This window comes from Lachnoclostridium phytofermentans, assembly GCF_000733755.1.
Taxonomy (GTDB): domain Bacteria; phylum Bacillota; class Clostridia; order Lachnospirales; family Lachnospiraceae; genus Lachnoclostridium; species Lachnoclostridium phytofermentans_A.
The window spans coordinates 1,272,364-1,287,133 of sequence record NZ_JPOF01000003.1 but is presented as its reverse complement, the minus strand read 5'-3'; the positions used below and the strand labels follow the sequence as shown (position 1 = coordinate 1,287,133).

Annotated in this window: 16 protein-coding genes; 8 read left to right on the top strand and 8 right to left on the bottom strand. The window is 35.4% G+C overall.

Annotated elements, in window-relative coordinates; translation table 11 throughout:
- Positions 1–138: 138 nt before the first annotated feature.
- The 7 genes from CC92_RS0111090 to CC92_RS0111060 form a co-directional block, all read right to left on the bottom strand.
- Entirely contained in the window at positions 139–681 is a 543-nt protein-coding gene (locus CC92_RS0111090) for an NADH peroxidase (protein WP_029502816.1), read from the bottom strand.
- Between the two features lie 328 nt (positions 682–1,009).
- Positions 1,010–1,447, bottom strand: a complete 438-nt coding sequence (locus tag CC92_RS0111085; RefSeq protein ID WP_029502817.1) for a Fur family transcriptional regulator — start codon at positions 1,445–1,447, stop codon at positions 1,010–1,012.
- A 189-nt stretch (positions 1,448–1,636) separates the two neighbouring features.
- A complete protein-coding gene (locus CC92_RS0111080) occupies positions 1,637–1,879 on the bottom strand; it encodes a Veg family protein (protein ID WP_012201809.1) in 243 nt (80 codons plus the stop codon).
- A 563-nt stretch (positions 1,880–2,442) separates the two neighbouring features.
- Positions 2,443–2,862, bottom strand: a complete 420-nt coding sequence (locus CC92_RS0111075) for a protease complex subunit PrcB family protein (protein WP_029502818.1) — start codon at positions 2,860–2,862, stop codon at positions 2,443–2,445.
- An 81-nt stretch (positions 2,863–2,943) separates the two neighbouring features.
- Positions 2,944–4,176: a hypothetical protein gene (locus CC92_RS0111070; RefSeq protein WP_029502819.1), complete on the bottom strand. Its 1,233-nt coding sequence runs from the start codon at positions 4,174–4,176 to the stop codon at positions 2,944–2,946.
- Entirely contained in the window at positions 4,148–5,290 is a 1,143-nt protein-coding gene (locus tag CC92_RS0111065; protein WP_029502820.1) for a DUF58 domain-containing protein, read from the bottom strand. Before CC92_RS0111065 ends, CC92_RS0111070 begins: the two co-directional genes overlap by 29 nt.
- A gap of 78 nt (positions 5,291–5,368) precedes the next feature.
- Positions 5,369–6,331, bottom strand: coding sequence for an AAA family ATPase (locus CC92_RS0111060; RefSeq protein ID WP_029502821.1), 963 nt, complete (start codon positions 6,329–6,331; stop codon positions 5,369–5,371).
- A gap of 393 nt (positions 6,332–6,724) precedes the next feature.
- Between CC92_RS0111060 and CC92_RS0111055 the strand changes: the two genes are divergently transcribed.
- The 8 genes from CC92_RS0111055 (at position 6,725) to CC92_RS0111020 (ending at position 12,935) form a co-directional block, all read left to right on the top strand.
- Positions 6,725–7,399 carry a response regulator transcription factor gene (locus tag CC92_RS0111055; RefSeq protein WP_029502822.1) on the top strand — a complete coding sequence of 225 codons (675 nt, stop codon included), beginning with the start codon at positions 6,725–6,727 and terminating at the stop codon, positions 7,397–7,399.
- Positions 7,387–8,574 carry a HAMP domain-containing sensor histidine kinase gene (locus CC92_RS0111050; protein ID WP_029502823.1) on the top strand — a complete coding sequence of 396 codons (1,188 nt, stop codon included), beginning with the start codon at positions 7,387–7,389 and terminating at the stop codon, positions 8,572–8,574. The genes CC92_RS0111055 and CC92_RS0111050 overlap by 13 nt, the downstream gene beginning before the upstream one ends.
- A gap of 102 nt (positions 8,575–8,676) precedes the next feature.
- Positions 8,677–9,567 carry an ABC transporter ATP-binding protein gene (locus CC92_RS0111045; protein ID WP_029502824.1) on the top strand — a complete coding sequence of 297 codons (891 nt, stop codon included), beginning with the start codon at positions 8,677–8,679 and terminating at the stop codon, positions 9,565–9,567.
- Positions 9,564–10,829, top strand: coding sequence for a hypothetical protein (locus tag CC92_RS20960; protein ID WP_051650701.1), 1,266 nt, complete (start codon positions 9,564–9,566; stop codon positions 10,827–10,829). Before CC92_RS0111045 ends, CC92_RS20960 begins: the two co-directional genes overlap by 4 nt.
- Positions 10,792–11,442, top strand: coding sequence for a hypothetical protein (locus CC92_RS21640; protein WP_051650702.1), 651 nt, complete (start codon positions 10,792–10,794; stop codon positions 11,440–11,442). The genes CC92_RS20960 and CC92_RS21640 overlap by 38 nt, the downstream gene beginning before the upstream one ends.
- Positions 11,443–11,686: 244 nt before the next feature.
- Positions 11,687–12,124, top strand: coding sequence for a GNAT family N-acetyltransferase (locus CC92_RS0111030; RefSeq protein ID WP_029502827.1), 438 nt, complete (start codon positions 11,687–11,689; stop codon positions 12,122–12,124).
- A gap of 23 nt (positions 12,125–12,147) precedes the next feature.
- Positions 12,148–12,678 (top strand): signal peptidase II, encoded by a 531-nt coding sequence (locus CC92_RS0111025; RefSeq protein ID WP_051650703.1) that lies wholly within the window; start codon positions 12,148–12,150, stop codon positions 12,676–12,678.
- Positions 12,679–12,716: 38 nt separating this feature from the next.
- Complete coding sequence (locus CC92_RS0111020; RefSeq protein WP_155998347.1) at positions 12,717–12,935, top strand: hypothetical protein; 219 nt, start codon at positions 12,717–12,719, stop codon at positions 12,933–12,935.
- A 79-nt stretch (positions 12,936–13,014) separates the two neighbouring features.
- Here the strand turns inward: CC92_RS0111020 and CC92_RS0111015 are convergent, their stop codons facing one another.
- Complete coding sequence (locus CC92_RS0111015; protein WP_029502830.1) at positions 13,015–14,760, bottom strand: NADH-dependent [FeFe] hydrogenase, group A6; 1,746 nt, start codon at positions 14,758–14,760, stop codon at positions 13,015–13,017.
- Positions 14,761–14,770: the final 10 nt, after the last annotated feature.

Below are 14,770 nucleotides of genomic sequence, written 5' to 3'. Positions count from 1 at the left end.
AGGCTTCTATGGGCATAGAAGTCTTACCTTTCTTTCATAGGGGAGTATAGAATATTTCGCCAAGGGTGGGCGAGTTATTTTAAAACTAGGGGAATACAGGGGAGTGTATTCCCCTAAGGAAACAAGCAATGTAATTAATTACTGAAAGTATCTCTGAAGTAAGCCTAAGAATGCTTTACCATGTCTAGCTTCGTCTCTAGCCATCTCATGTACTGTGTCATGAATAGCATCAAGATTAGCTTCTTTTGCACGTTTCGCAAGATCAAACTTACCAGCTGTTGCACCGTTTTCAGCAGCTACTCTTAACTCTAAGTTCTTCTTAGTGCTGTTAGTTACTACTTCACCAAGTAATTCTGCAAATCTAGAAGCGTGATCAGCTTCTTCATAAGCTGCCTTCTCATAGTATAAACCGATTTCTGGATAACCTTCTCTATGGGCTACTCTTGCCATCGCAAGGTACATACCTACTTCAGTACATTCTCCAGTAAAGTTATCTCTTAAATCTTTTAAAATATCTTCACTAGCGCCCTGAGCAACACCGATTACGTGCTCAGCTGCCCAAGAGAATTCGCCAGACTGCTCAGCAAACTTTTCAGAACCTGCTTTACAGATTGGACAGACTTCAGGTGCAGAATCTCCTTCATGAACATAACCACATACAGAACATACAAACTTCTTCATACTTATAATCTCCTTTTCATTTCAATACATTTTTATTGTTTCAATACAGACCTAAAAATAAGGTTCTGTTTATAGCACAATAGAAAGAATACATAATATAAATAGTAGAACTGTTAGTAATAATCTTTCTATTGAAGTTATTGATTTAAAAATTAGTAATCATTACTGATATTGATATAATACATCATATAAAATGAAATGTCAATACCTCTTTCCTATCTTTTTAAATTTATTTTATATTCTTTTCAACATAAGAAAAAACCAGGACCTTTAGATTCGAAAAGATCCTGGTTTTTTCTTATGCGCAACTAGAGAATTACATTATCATCTATTTATCCGCTATCTCATCTGAGGTGGGTTGCTGGATTAAACTATTGGAAGTCTTAGCCATGCATTCTGGACAAGCCCCATAGAAGAAAGCGGAATGACCTTCTATTTTACCTGCAAAGTTAGCCCCTGCTAAGGTATCGATATGATCTAGAGATAATGTAGGAAGATCCATCACTTTTTTACAAGTAGAACATATAAAATGGTAATGTGGTCTTGTTGTACCATCAAAATGGTCACTTCCATCGCCACAGCTAATTTTTATTACTTCGCCTTGTTCAACCAAAAGATTCAGATTACGATAAACGGTTCCTAAGCTAATATTAGGATAAGTTTCACGAACCTTCATATAAATGGTGTCGGCAGTAGGATGCTCCTTGGTGTGAGCAAGATAATCTTTGATGGATTCTCTTTGTCTACTATATTTTGTTGTTTGCAAGCTTGACTCCTTTCTTTATGATGATTATATTAATAATGATTACTAATTATATAGAAAAAAACGTAAAATGTCAATGTGTATAATTAAAAAGATGTCAATTATGATACACCATAAAACAATGGGAATATCATATTTGACATCTTTATATGTTAAATATGCTTTATATTATTAGGTATTATGACATGCTAATTAGCAGAGAACCAACTCCACTTCCTTAGTCAAAACGTCGGTATAACTAAAAGACATTGTCTTTACGGACTCAGCTAATTCGCCTTCGACCTGAATTAAGAATACACATGGATAGGTTTGAGCAATAATACCTTCAGCAATATCTACTTTATTACGTCCTTTATTTGCTTTGATTTTTACTCTTCTCCCCACGTTATTAACTACAGTGTTTCTTACCTTGCACATGTTTTCTGGTTGCTTCATTATTATACTCCAATCTGCAGTACGGTCTGTGAAACTTGACGCTTTACATGCTTGTTATAGTAAGTGATACAAAACTATTGTTCAAAGGATTCTAAAACAGCTTTGGGTTGTCCACTTTTTAGAGGAAAGCAGAAAGTTATTGATAGAATCATCTGACAAAGTATTACATTAAGTTATAACTAGTAGCCATGATATATCCAAAAACTAGAAAATCATAAATATACTATAGCATACTAGAGTATTAAAGTCAAATTAGGAGGAGAATGTAGGTTCGATTATTTTGTTCCAAAGAATAATATTGCACAACAAAAGATTGTAATATTATGCATGTTTATATTCTACTTTCTAATATTTGGGTAGTTAGAACTAGAATTAGAAGAGATAATGCACAATGTATATAAGTATACATGAGCATTAATAACAAAAATATAGAAAAAAGTAAAAAAATTTAGTATAATATACTATATGTTGGTTAAACATCATTTTGATATACTAAATCTTGTTGTTTTACATTGATACATAGAAAAAAGCAAAGCATTGAATAGAATGCTTTGCTTTTTTTATCATTGAAATACAACATCATTATCCATAAATTCCGTTTTGATAACTACGTATGGATAGGTAATGTTTTGAGTTACTGGCTCATTTTTTCCAGGGCCAATTAAGCTAGTTTTTACGTAAATCCAATTGTCTCCAAGATAAAGTTCATCGACAGAGATACTATAGCCACCACTTTTTTGTGCACCGTATCCTTGCACTATGTAGAGATAATCTTCATTTTCATAAGTTAGTTTAAATGGATTGGTCTTCTTCTCTTCGATGTATTTTGCTAATTTTTCTGGTAAATCAGCATTCTCTACAACGGTAAATTCCAAATCTCTATCTTTCTCTGGTGCACCATCTGTCTTCTTACAAGAGATTAGAGAAACACTAAAAAAGGATAGGCAGGATAGAAGCAATAGCTTTTTAATAATTTGTTTCATGTGGTATTACTCCGAACAATTCTTATTCTATCTTATGATAAATTTTTCTGAACTATACGTAAACATAAGGATAATCTATTTTCATAAATAAGTTTTTGCTTCTTTCGCCTCTTCTTTTGTCATTGCATCATTGCTATATCTTGCACGGTTATAATAGGTTGTTAGTTCCACTAAACCTTTCTCGGAAATAGAGTCCGGAATATTGACACGCTCATTTGGCGTTAGCGACTGATCAAAAGATTTCTTTCTCTCTATCATGCGCTTTACTTTTTTCTTATAATAATGTCTTATCTTTTGGTTATTGTTTCGATGATTATCAACGTCTTCTTTTTTTGGCTCTGTTCTCAGAAGACGTTCTTTGGTTACAATAACAGAAAAATCACCCTCATCCGAAGTGGTGGTTTGAGGAGGATGATAAAGATACTTTTTTATAAAACGGTATATTAATATGGAGAGAGTAATGGTACCTCCAGTAATAAGAGCAAAGCAAACTATAAAAATTAGAATCTCCTGAAGTAATGAAAAGAATGGGTTTGCAGTACCCTTTGGTAAAATATCCTGTGGTATATCAGATAGTTTTAAATCTTCGCTCTCAGGGATTTTGGGAGTACTTCGAAATAGATTGATTACAAACGTAAGTAGAGCCGTAAGTCCTTGCTTTATAAATGAAATAGCGGAGGATAGGAAATCCTCTACTGGTCTATATCGTAGAAAAAAGGTACCAAAAAGTAGAATCCCCCCCATGCTAAAGACCATACGATTATTGCTTTTTAAAATTTCCTTAGTTGGTGTATACCCAGTATGTTCCTCAATCGGTTCGATGTACTTCGTATTCTTTAGATATGAACATAGTAGTGCGAGAATCAAGTATAAAATCCCAAAGTAATAAGAAATAATCTGATAACTACCAGTATAATTTTTACCTAAATACCAATAAAGAATAGGATAGATTAAAGCAATCCAAAGAGGCATGAAGATAACTTTTGCTTGTGTTTTATTACACCAATACAAAATATCAAAACCTACTAGAAAAGACCACAAAATAATACACAAGCACTTATCTACTATAAATATTGGTAAGAAGAATAATAAAATAAAGATAGCTAAATGAGGAAAAAGAAATATAAAAAAATTCTTTCTTACATAACGGTTGATCAGATAAGAAAACATTAGGATAATAGCATAGAAAACAAACTGCCTTGCACTTATAGGTTGTTTCATATATTGATAAAATGGTATTGTCAATGTGCAACAAAAAAGAAATAGCATTCCAAGGTGGAATACATCAAGGAGTTTCTGATAACGTGGTTTCAAGATAATCCACCTCCCATATCATAGTATTAGGAATTGGTGTTTCTAATACTTCTACAGACTTTAGGATTGGGATGATATAAAAACAAGAATACCCACAGTCCACAAGTTTCTGATAGACGTCTAATAAGTCAGGTTTTCGGTAATTAGATATAAGTATTAGTTGATGGGACAGATGACTTTGTAACAAAAATTGGTCGAGTGTAGAGGTGAAATTATTCACTGATTTCTTTAAATCGATTCTTGCCAGGGATACGCCAAGCTGAGTTAAGTAGTGTCTGCCACTTCCTGCTTCCATTCGAATGGTTTGATCTGTAAAAATATCTTTCCCATTGCATAAAAACCGTACAGGTACATTAGCTTCATTCAGCATAGTAGCGATTGTAAAAGCAATTCGTATGCTTTCTTCTAGTAGATCTTCTTGATGTGAAACAATATTAGGGTCTAAGTTTAGGCAGATGGAAACATTCTGCTGCGTTGTTGGAAAATGAGTATTTACTTTTAATTGTCCTGATCTTGCGGTCTGCTTCCAATTAATATGCCGCATATTATCATACGGTTCATAATCACGGATACTTTTTAGTTCAAAAGGATCTTCTGTTAATGCAGACTGAAGAATGATAGACTGCAGTGATGAAATCAGGTATTTTGGATAATGTAGCGAGGAAACTGTTCCTGGAAGGACATGGATCGTACTCTCACAAGGCACCTGATTTGCTAGTATTCCAGATAGAAATAAATCGCGGGAAATTAAATCAATATGATTGATTGTGTAACAGCCTCTTTTGCTACATAAAAAAGGGTACTTTCTCGTGATTTTTTGGTATGGAATAATAGAGTAAACATTATGACGATAATACTGATCCGTAACGTTTGAATTACTTTCTTTCCCAAAAATAAAGTACTTTGAAGCTGAAAATTTAACACGAAGGAGTGGAATAGGCAAAAATTTATTGTTTTCCACACATTCAATAAGATAAGATTTCTGGCCCTCGGTTACAAATCCATCTTCAAAAGATAAGGTTACTCTCAATTGATAATCCCAATATTTCTCGTATAAATATCGTTGAATATAGTATACAAGACCAATGAGAAGAAAAGATGTCAAAATTCTCATAGTATCCTCGATTCTGGCGATTTACGCCTTTTCTTATCAATTGCAAATTTGTTTACAAATTACCAATGGAAGAAGTTTTTAACCTATCCTCATCTCACTAAAATCCTCAGTTGGTACTGGTACTCTTTGAAGTATTTCATCGATCGGATGCTTGGTAGATCCTTGCTTATAGTTGCCGTATAGAAGTACACGATGTTTTAATACGCAAGGAGCCAGCTGTTTTACGTCATCTGGGAGACAGTAATTACGATTTTGTATCGCGGCATAAACTTGGCAAGTTCTCATAAGAGCTAACGTACCTCGCGGACTTACTCCAACGGATATGGAAGGATGTTTTCTAGTTGCTTGAACAATAGAAACGAGGTATTCTCTGATGGAGTTATGTATAAAAATAGTTTTTGAAAATTCTCTAATGGAGAGAATTTCTTCTGCGCTACACACTGGATTTAGCTTGGTTAGTGGATTATTTAAGATGAATCGATCCATCAGACGAAGCTCTTCCGCCTCGGTAGGATATCCCATAGACAACTGCATGATAAAACGATCCATCTGAGCTTCAGGCAGTGGAAAGGTTCCAGCAGTTTCAATTGGATTCTGTGTCGCAATAACAAAAAATGGGTCAGTTAAAGTTCTCGTCTCCCCATCAATCGTTATCTGGTGTTCCTCCATACATTCTAATAAACTAGATTGCGTTCTTGGAGTTGCTCTGTTAATTTCATCTGCCAATAAAATATTCGTAAACGCGGGCCCAGCTAAAAATGTAAACCTTTCTTCCTTCTGATTATATATATTTAATCCAGTTACATCGGAGGGGAGCAGGTCAGGTGTAAATTGAATACGTTTAAAATTCAGAGAGATGGAACGAGCAAGTGCCTTAGCAAGTAATGTCTTTCCAGTACCAGGAGTATCCTCCAGCAAAACATGTCCACCTGCGATAAGAGTAGTAATGACTTTAAGTATAACATCGTCTTTTCCGATAATTACTTGTTGAATATTAGTTTTTAATTCATTTACAATTCTATTTGCTTCCTTCACATTCATACAGCAACCTCACAAATTTAATATTTAAAAATGATTTATCATGAATATAAATACTAAATTCATGATCGAGATCTACACAAGCGTTCGGTTTGGCAGTCTTAATATATCATGAATTTAAATGCTAAATTCATAATTGTAATTTATAAGCTTTATTATATCATAATGCACATAAATTACAAGAAAATGGAATTTGACACCATTGTGATAAATTAATTGTATATGCGCACAAACAGTAAAAAACAGTTATGATAGATGCACTTTAGAGGGGAGAATGACATAGTTACTCAATATTGAATAATAAATTTATGAAATTATTATATTGAAATATTGATTGAATTTCCTATTAGGTGCAACTATACTGTAGATAGAAAAATGGTACATAGGGAGGCTATGATGAAATATAAATTGTTAATCGTCGATGATGATGAGGGAATATTACTATTATTAAAAGACTACTTCGAACTCGAAGGCTATCTAGTCTATAGTGCTAAGAGCGGGGAGGAGGCACTCCGTAAAATTGAGTTAAATCCAGATTTAATTTTACTTGATATCAATATGCCAAATCTTGATGGTATTACAGTATGTAAGCGTATCAGAGATATCATATCTTGCCCTATTATATTTCTTACTGCAAGAGCACAGGAAGAAGATAAGATTCAAGGCTTACTTGTTGGCGGAGATGATTATATTATAAAACCATTTAGTATCGAGGAGTTAGGAGCAAGGGTACTTGCGCACCTTCGTAGAGAAGAAAGAAAAAGTCAAAAGGCAGAAGTTAGCTTTTTTGATGGGTTAGCGATTCAGTACAGCAAACGAATGGTTAGTTGGCAAGACAAAGAAATCGCCTTTACAAAGACAGAGTTTGATATTATTGAGGTCTTAAGTATGAATCGTGGGAGAGTATTTGATAAAGAAACCATCTATGAGAAGCTATGGGGATTTGATAAAGAGGGAGATAGTAGTATTATTACAGAGCATGTGAGAAGAATCCGCATGAAACTATCGAAATATACAGACAAAACCTTTATAGAGACTGTATGGGGAGTGGGGTACCGATGGACTATATAGAAGAAAAAATAGAAAAGTTAAAACAAACGCTAAAAAATTCATCCCTAAGGAGGACCTTAGGGATTTATATTATCCTTGCAATTATTGGTGTTATCATTTGCTTTACAGCAACCGTGATGTTTTGTGAAAGTTGGAGGAATTTAATATTATCAAAGTATCAGGTGATGGAGGGATATCATATGATTGGTGATGTTAGTTATTTTTCTTCAGGCGCTGAAATTTCGAAAGAAGACCAAAATCTCCTGTTATTTTTTGAAATCCTACAGCCAGTCTCACTTTTACTATATTCAGTTTTAGCTATTCTTATCACAACAAGTATGTTTTATCGGAATAAATTAAGTGAGCCAATTAAGATACTACGGGAAGAAGCAGCACGTATTGGAAGAAATGACTTAAGTTATGAATGCCAGTATGAGAGCGGTGATGAAATGGGTGAAATCTGTGCTGCCTTTAATGAGATGAGAAAGCAATTAATAAAGAATCAAAAGATAGTTTGGGGGTTAATGGAAGATCAAAGAAGTCTAAATGCAGCATTCGCACATGATTTACGTACACCGATCACTGTGATGCAGGGGTACACGGACTTATTAAAGAAATATTACCCTATAGGAAAGATAAGTGAAGAAAAACTAATGAGTACCTTATCTTTAGTACAAGATCAATTAACTAGGCTTAAGCGGTTTTCTGAGACTATGAAGGAGATTCACACCTTCGATTCAATGGAGGTGACGAAGAAAAAAGGGAACACAGATGTTTTAGTGGAAGCTTTACTAAGAACAGCGAAAGGGTTAATGCAGGTTCATCCAATCGATATAAAGGTAACAAATAATGTGGATGAAAAAGAATGTTACTTCGATGAACATGTTATTCTAGAAGTTGCGGAAAACTTATTATCGAATGCAATCAGATACGGAAATTCTACGATTGATGTTCTTTTGGAGCGTGAAAATGATACATTGCATTTATATGTCCGAGATGATGGAAGAGGATTTACCCCGGAAGAACTATATCAAGCTCAAAGACCTTACTATACAGATAGTTCTGGTGACTTAGACCATTTTGGCATCGGACTCACGATATGTAAGTTATTGTGTGAAAAGCATGGAGGAAATATCAGCTTTAGTAATAGTATGAAGGGTGGGGCTATCGTTTGCGCAGATTTTTTGATTTTGTAGAGTTTTTGTAGAGATTTCTATCGTATTCTATATCTATAACAGGGACGAAGCTTACAATAAAGAATCGTTTCAATACAAACGCATTGAGCAGATAGGAGTCGTATGGAAACTAAAATAATACTAAAAAACGTTAATAAATTCTATGGAACGAAGCAGGCATTAAAAAATGTTAACCTCACTATAACAGAAGGTATGTTTGGCTTGCTTGGAAAGAATGGGGCGGGGAAAACAACACTAATGAAGGTATTAGCTACACTTCATTCACAGACTGGTGGCACCGTGGAAATATGCGGTATACCAATTACGGAATCGAAAAAAATAAGAAGCATGATAGGTTATCTTCCTCAAGATTTCTCGATGTATGGATCCATGAGTGCTTACGATGCGATGGATTACCTTGGTGTCCTTTCGGGCCTAACAAAGAAGGAGAGGAAGGAGAGGATACCTTACCTTTTAGAACAAGTAAACCTCTTAAATAATAGAAAAATGAAAGTAAAAGCGATGTCAGGTGGAATGAGAAGAAGGCTTGGAATAGCACAAGCGATTCTCCATAATCCGAAAGTATTAATTGTCGATGAGCCAACAGCAGGTCTTGATCCGGAAGAAAGAGTACGTTTCAGAAATCTTCTTAGTGAGATAGCGAAAGACAGGATTGTGCTTCTCTCGACCCATATTGTTGGTGATATTGAAGCTACATGTGAGCAAATAGCGGTCATGGATGAAGGAGAAATCATCTATCACGGTACAGTAGCGAATCTACTGATGCAGGCGCGAGGGAAAATCTATTCTTCGGAGATCTCAAGAATGGAGTTAGAGGAACTTAAGAAAACTTTTGTAGTGACTGGTATGTTAACGATGGGGAATAAGGTTACAGTACGATACGTAGTCCCAGAGAATAATCCTTCAAACCCTTCAAATGCTATTTTGGTAGAGCCTAATGTAGAAGATGCTTATATGTGGTTGATGAATCAGGCAAGGGGGGAGAAAGTATGAAAAACTTTTTAACCCTATGTAAAATCGAATGTATCCAGATAGCAAAAAGTATGCTGTATTATCTGTTTATTGCCTGTTTAATCTTATTTTATATTACGCAAATGGGAGAATATAACGGAGTTACAAAGCCAAAGCCAGGTGCCCAAAGTTATGGTTTTACTTACAGTACAGAGGAACGATTGATGATGGAGATGACAACGAAGGGATTGCTTCAAGAGTTTTTTGATAATCAATATAAAACATATCCTTTCGGGTTCCTTAAAAATGTTGTATTAAGTGAAAAAAAACAGGAAAAAATAGGAGAAATCATTGAAGATATTACAGGATATGAGATCTCGGAATTAAGGATAAAATGGGAAGAAAAAAATAATCAGATTCAAGAAGACGCGCTGAAGAATGGTACTATGATTATGGCAAACCAGCTTGATCTAGAGATAGCGCCATTAGATAGCATAAGTTTTCAAGAATTCTGCAGCCAGATGGAACAGATTGATGAGTTAATTGGAGGCGGTAGTGACTACCAGACGGAAAAGATAAAAACGAGTGCCTATGTACCTAAGACATATGAACAGGCGCTTAGTGAGTATGAAGAACTTATCAAGGAAGATGGTATTGGAAATGCTTATGCAAGACAGTTTTGCGACTATATGGGAATCTTACTTGCCATTCTACCAGTGTTCTTAGCAGTTTCTAGAGGCCTTAGGGATCGCAGGGCGAAAGCAGTTCAAGTAATTGATTCCAAACAAGCAGCGTCTTCGTGTATTATTTTAAGCCGCTACTTATCTACAATTGTTATGGCATTACTTCCTCTTCTTTTATTAGCAATCTCTCCAACTCTTCAAACTCAGTATAGTATGAAGGCAGTAGGGCAAAGTGAAAATTTCTTTACACTTATTAGGGTTGTGTTATGGTGGCTGACTCCTACAATATTACTTACGGTATCAGTCGGATTTTTCTTCACAGAACTTACTAAAAGTGCAAGTGCTATTTTAGTTCAGGGAATCTGGTGGTTTTTAAGCATTAATTCCAATCAAGGATCGTTGACTGGTATGGTTGGATTTAACCTAATTCCAAGGTTTAATAGTTTTGGAAATTATAACATCTATCAAGAGGTCTTACCTGAACTTATTAGGAATCGTGTAATGTATACAGCAATAGCAATCCTACTGATAGTGTTAACCATAGGAATCTATCATTGGAGAAGAAAAGGAGGAAGCTTATCTCATGGAGCGTTACGTATCAATAGGAAAAACCAACTTTAGATATCATTTGCTTCCCCACCTGGTGTTAGGGATGTTACTTTGCCTTGTGGCACCTCTCGCTATGAGTATAGAGAATTTAAATGAACTGCAAAGTGCACGGATTGTTGAATTATTTTTATCCTTACTTGGAGTAGTATTCTTTGTCCCACAATTTTTACCTGATCAGGATAAGGACATCCGAGATCTATTGTCAAGTAAGAAAGAACCAATGCTTACTGTACATCTTATTCGATTACTAGAAGCACTAGTCTGTTTACTTATCTTAATGGCAATCTTTTTAATTTGCCTAAAACAAGGAGAGTGTGTATTTGATTTTGCGAAATTATACTTTGGAGGTATCATCAGTGCTTTATTTTTAGGAGGGCTTGGTATTTTCTTCTACGCACTATTCGATAATATAGCAATCGCTTATATGATACCTGTTTTATACTATATTCTATCTTATGGGGCTGGAAAGAAACTGGGCAACTTTTATCTATTTTCATTATTAAGAGATAGTTTAACAGAAAAATACTATTTGCTATTTGCATCTGTAATATTGATAGCGTTGGGGATTTCTTATCGCTGTATTGGCAAACGAAATGTTATAATGATGATGAAGCAAAAGGGATAGTAATCTAGTAAGAGGGATACGATCTAGTAAACGCGATAGTAATATAGTAAAAGGGATAGTGATATAGTAAAAGAGATAGTAATCTAGAAAAAGAGATAGAGATACTAATAAAATATTAGAGATAGAGATGATAAAAAAGAGATTGTTGCAAATGGGGATATTTAACTATATAATATAAGAACTTACCAAAGAATATCCGGGGAATTTCCCGAATGAATATCATATCGAGAGGAGAGGGTAGCCTTTGGTATCCCTTAGGGGTATTACAGAGTCCAATTACGATGCGGTGACTAACCTAAAAGTGAAAGAGGACCAACGCCGCTTCTTAGTATCCAACCACTATTCTTTAGAACAAGCAAAGATTCATAAGGACTATATGCCAATGACAATTTACTTTGAAGAAGAGTTGGTTGGATTTTTAATGTATTGTCTGCATCCGGATGAGTATCACTATCTCATTATCCGGTTTATGATTGATGAGAAGTATCAATCAAAGGGGTTTGGTGCAGAAGCAATGAAGCAGCTTTTGCAGTATATGAAAGAGGAAAAAGGTCAGAAGATGGTCTATATTAGTTTTGAGCCAGATAATAATCAGGCGAGAAAACTATATCAGAGACTTGGATTTCAACCGGTACATAGCGAATGGGTGGAGGAAGAGGTTTTATATAGAATTCGTTTCTAATTAGAAAGAGGGGAGAATTTTTCTTGAAACCAATCGTAAAAAAAGGAATAACAATTGGCGGGTTAGTAGCGCTTGATCAGGTGATAAAGGCTATGATACGACATTATCATTTTGATAAAAGCTTTCTGATAGTAAGAGGAATATTTGCCTTCAAACCCAAAGTAAATACGAACCAATCCTATCTGGGGAATTATTTAGATATTTTTCGCTCTCCCTGGGTTGCAATACTGATTAATGTTATTGTGATAGTGTTTGCTTACTTTACCTACCAGTATTATCTTTACTGTGCAAAACAGGAGGGAATACTACCTAAAACCATTTATGTACTATTGTTATCAGGAGCAATTTGCAGCCTTATAGACAAGATATTCTTTGGTGGCAGTCTTGATTATATATTACTGTTTGATTGGTTTATTTTTGATTTAAAAGATTGTTATATCAGTGGTGCTGAAGTATTGTTCGTTTTTACAGTAATAAAGAATTATAAATTAATTAGGGACTTTAGGATGCGTGACGTTGTTCACTTTTCTTTTCGCAAATGGCGAAAGTTATAATTCCATTTGATATGGAACAAAAGGAAGAGTTATTTCAATTGTTGAATGAAGGATATTATGTATACAAACCAATCAAGCTTCCAGCTGGAGGATGGGATTATGGAATCGTTATGATAGACACGAACGGTAACATAACTAATGAAATAATATTCTATAAAGATGATTTTTCAGTTAATGGTAAATATTATTTCTTTTTTAATCTCAATATGGATCGAATATTTGAGCTATGTAAAGAGACAAAGGAAAAAAGTAAATAAAATATGTTCTGGTAAAAATAAAAAATGTCTCTGCAGTTTGAACTGTACAGAGACATTTTTTTATTTTAATTAATTGAACTTAGTTAATGGTTCTCTTTACATAAGTCGTATGCAAGATATCATGCGCCTTATGGCTTCCAGGAGCACCAAGGAACTCTTCATAGAGTTTCATCACTGCCTTATTTTCATGTGACTTACGAACTGGGTTTGCAGCATCTGCATCATATAACACTTTGGCACGAAGTGCACGGATGTCTGTGAAATTACGAATGCTTGCCGGTACCTGTGGCTGTCCACCGCCATTGACACAACCACCTGGACATCCCATAATTTCGATAAAGTGGTAGTTTGCTTCTCCTGACTTCACTTTAAGAAGTAGTTCTCTGGCATTAGAAAGTCCGGAAGCGACAGCGACGTTAACATCCATTCCAGCAACATGGAAGGTTGCTTCTTTAATTCCTTGTACTCCACGAACCTCCGTAAATTCAATTGGAGAATCATTATTCTCACCAGTTAACTTCCAAACTGCGGTACGAAGAGCGGCTTCCATAACACCACCAGTTGCACCAAAGATAACAGCAGCACCAGTGGAGATACCAAGTGGATTGTCAAACTGTTCCTCTGGTAAGGATAAGAAGTTAAGGCCAACCTTATCAATAAGTCTTGCAAGCTCACGAACAGTTAAAGAATAGTCAACATCTGGAACACCGGCTGCGGATTGATCGTCACGACCAAGCTCAAATTTCTTTGCAGTACATGGCATAATACTTACGCTAACCATCTTCTCTGGGTCAATACCGAGCTTCTTTGCATAGTAAGTTTTTGCAATAGCACCAAACATCTGCTGTGGAGACTTACAGGAACTTAAGTTTTCTGTCATCTCTGGGAAGTAGTGCTCGCAGTATTTTATCCATCCTGGAGAACAGGAAGTAATTAATGGTAATACGCCACCATTTTGTACACGATCAAGAAATTCTGTTGCTTCCTCCATAATAGTTAAGTCAGCGCTGAAGTTTGTATCGAATACTTTGTCAAAACCAACACGACGAAGAGCAGCAATCATTTGACCTTCGACATTCGTTCCAATTGGAAGTCCAAATGCTTCTCCAAGTCCTGCACGTACAGCTGGAGCAGTTTGTACGAATACAAATTTCTCTGGATCTGCAATTGCTTCTAATACTTCATCAACGCTATCTTTCTCATAAAGAGCTCCGGTTGGACAGACAGCGATACACTGACCACAAGATACGCAACTTGTTTCTCCAAGACCCATCTCAAATGCGGAACCGATGTTAGTCTTAAATCCTCTTTCGTTTGCTCCAATTACTCCGATTCCCTGTGTTTGAGAACAGACAGCAGAGCAACGTCTACAGAGAATACATTTATTGTTATCACGAACCATATGAGCTGCGGATTCATCGAGCTCATAGATTCCTTTCTCGCCATCGTAGAGGGATTCATCCTCAACGCCAAGATCCTTACATAATTTTTGCAACTCACAATCCCCACTTCTTACACAGGAGAGACATCTTCTATCATGGTTAGAAAGAATTAATTGCAGGGTTCTTTTTCTTGATTTTAAAACTTTAGGAGTGTTGGTAAACACCTCCATACCCTCGTTTATAGGATATACACAAGAAGCTACTAAGCTTCGTGCACCTTTTACTTCTACTACACAGATACGGCAAGCACCAATCTCGTTGATTTCTTTTAAATAACAAAGAGTTGGAATTTCAATATGAGCTAATCTGGCAGCTTCTAAGATGGTCGAACCTGCTGGAGCAGAGACTTCCATGCCGTTGATTTTTATATTAATATTCGCCATTAATTATAAC

Coding starts and splice junctions, on each gene's coding strand:
- CC92_RS0111055 (WP_029502822.1), top strand. CDS start 6,725: ATGAAATATAAATTGTTAATCGTCGATGATGATGAGGGAATATTACTA.
- CC92_RS0111050 (WP_029502823.1), top strand. CDS start 7,387: ATGGACTATATAGAAGAAAAAATAGAAAAGTTAAAACAAACGCTAAAA.
- CC92_RS0111080 (WP_012201809.1), bottom strand. CDS start 1,879: ATGAAGCAACCAGAAAACATGTGCAAGGTAAGAAACACTGTAGTTAAT.
- CC92_RS0111045 (WP_029502824.1), top strand. CDS start 8,677: ATGGAAACTAAAATAATACTAAAAAACGTTAATAAATTCTATGGAACG.
- CC92_RS20960 (WP_051650701.1), top strand. CDS start 9,564: ATGAAAAACTTTTTAACCCTATGTAAAATCGAATGTATCCAGATAGCA.
- CC92_RS0111090 (WP_029502816.1), bottom strand. CDS start 681: ATGAAGAAGTTTGTATGTTCTGTATGTGGTTATGTTCATGAAGGAGAT.
- CC92_RS0111075 (WP_029502818.1), bottom strand. CDS start 2,862: ATGAAACAAATTATTAAAAAGCTATTGCTTCTATCCTGCCTATCCTTT.
- CC92_RS21640 (WP_051650702.1), top strand. CDS start 10,792: ATGGAGCGTTACGTATCAATAGGAAAAACCAACTTTAGATATCATTTG.
- CC92_RS0111065 (WP_029502820.1), bottom strand. CDS start 5,290: ATGAGAATTTTGACATCTTTTCTTCTCATTGGTCTTGTATACTATATT.
- CC92_RS0111060 (WP_029502821.1), bottom strand. CDS start 6,331: ATGAATGTGAAGGAAGCAAATAGAATTGTAAATGAATTAAAAACTAAT.
- CC92_RS0111015 (WP_029502830.1), bottom strand. CDS start 14,760: ATGGCGAATATTAATATAAAAATCAACGGCATGGAAGTCTCTGCTCCA.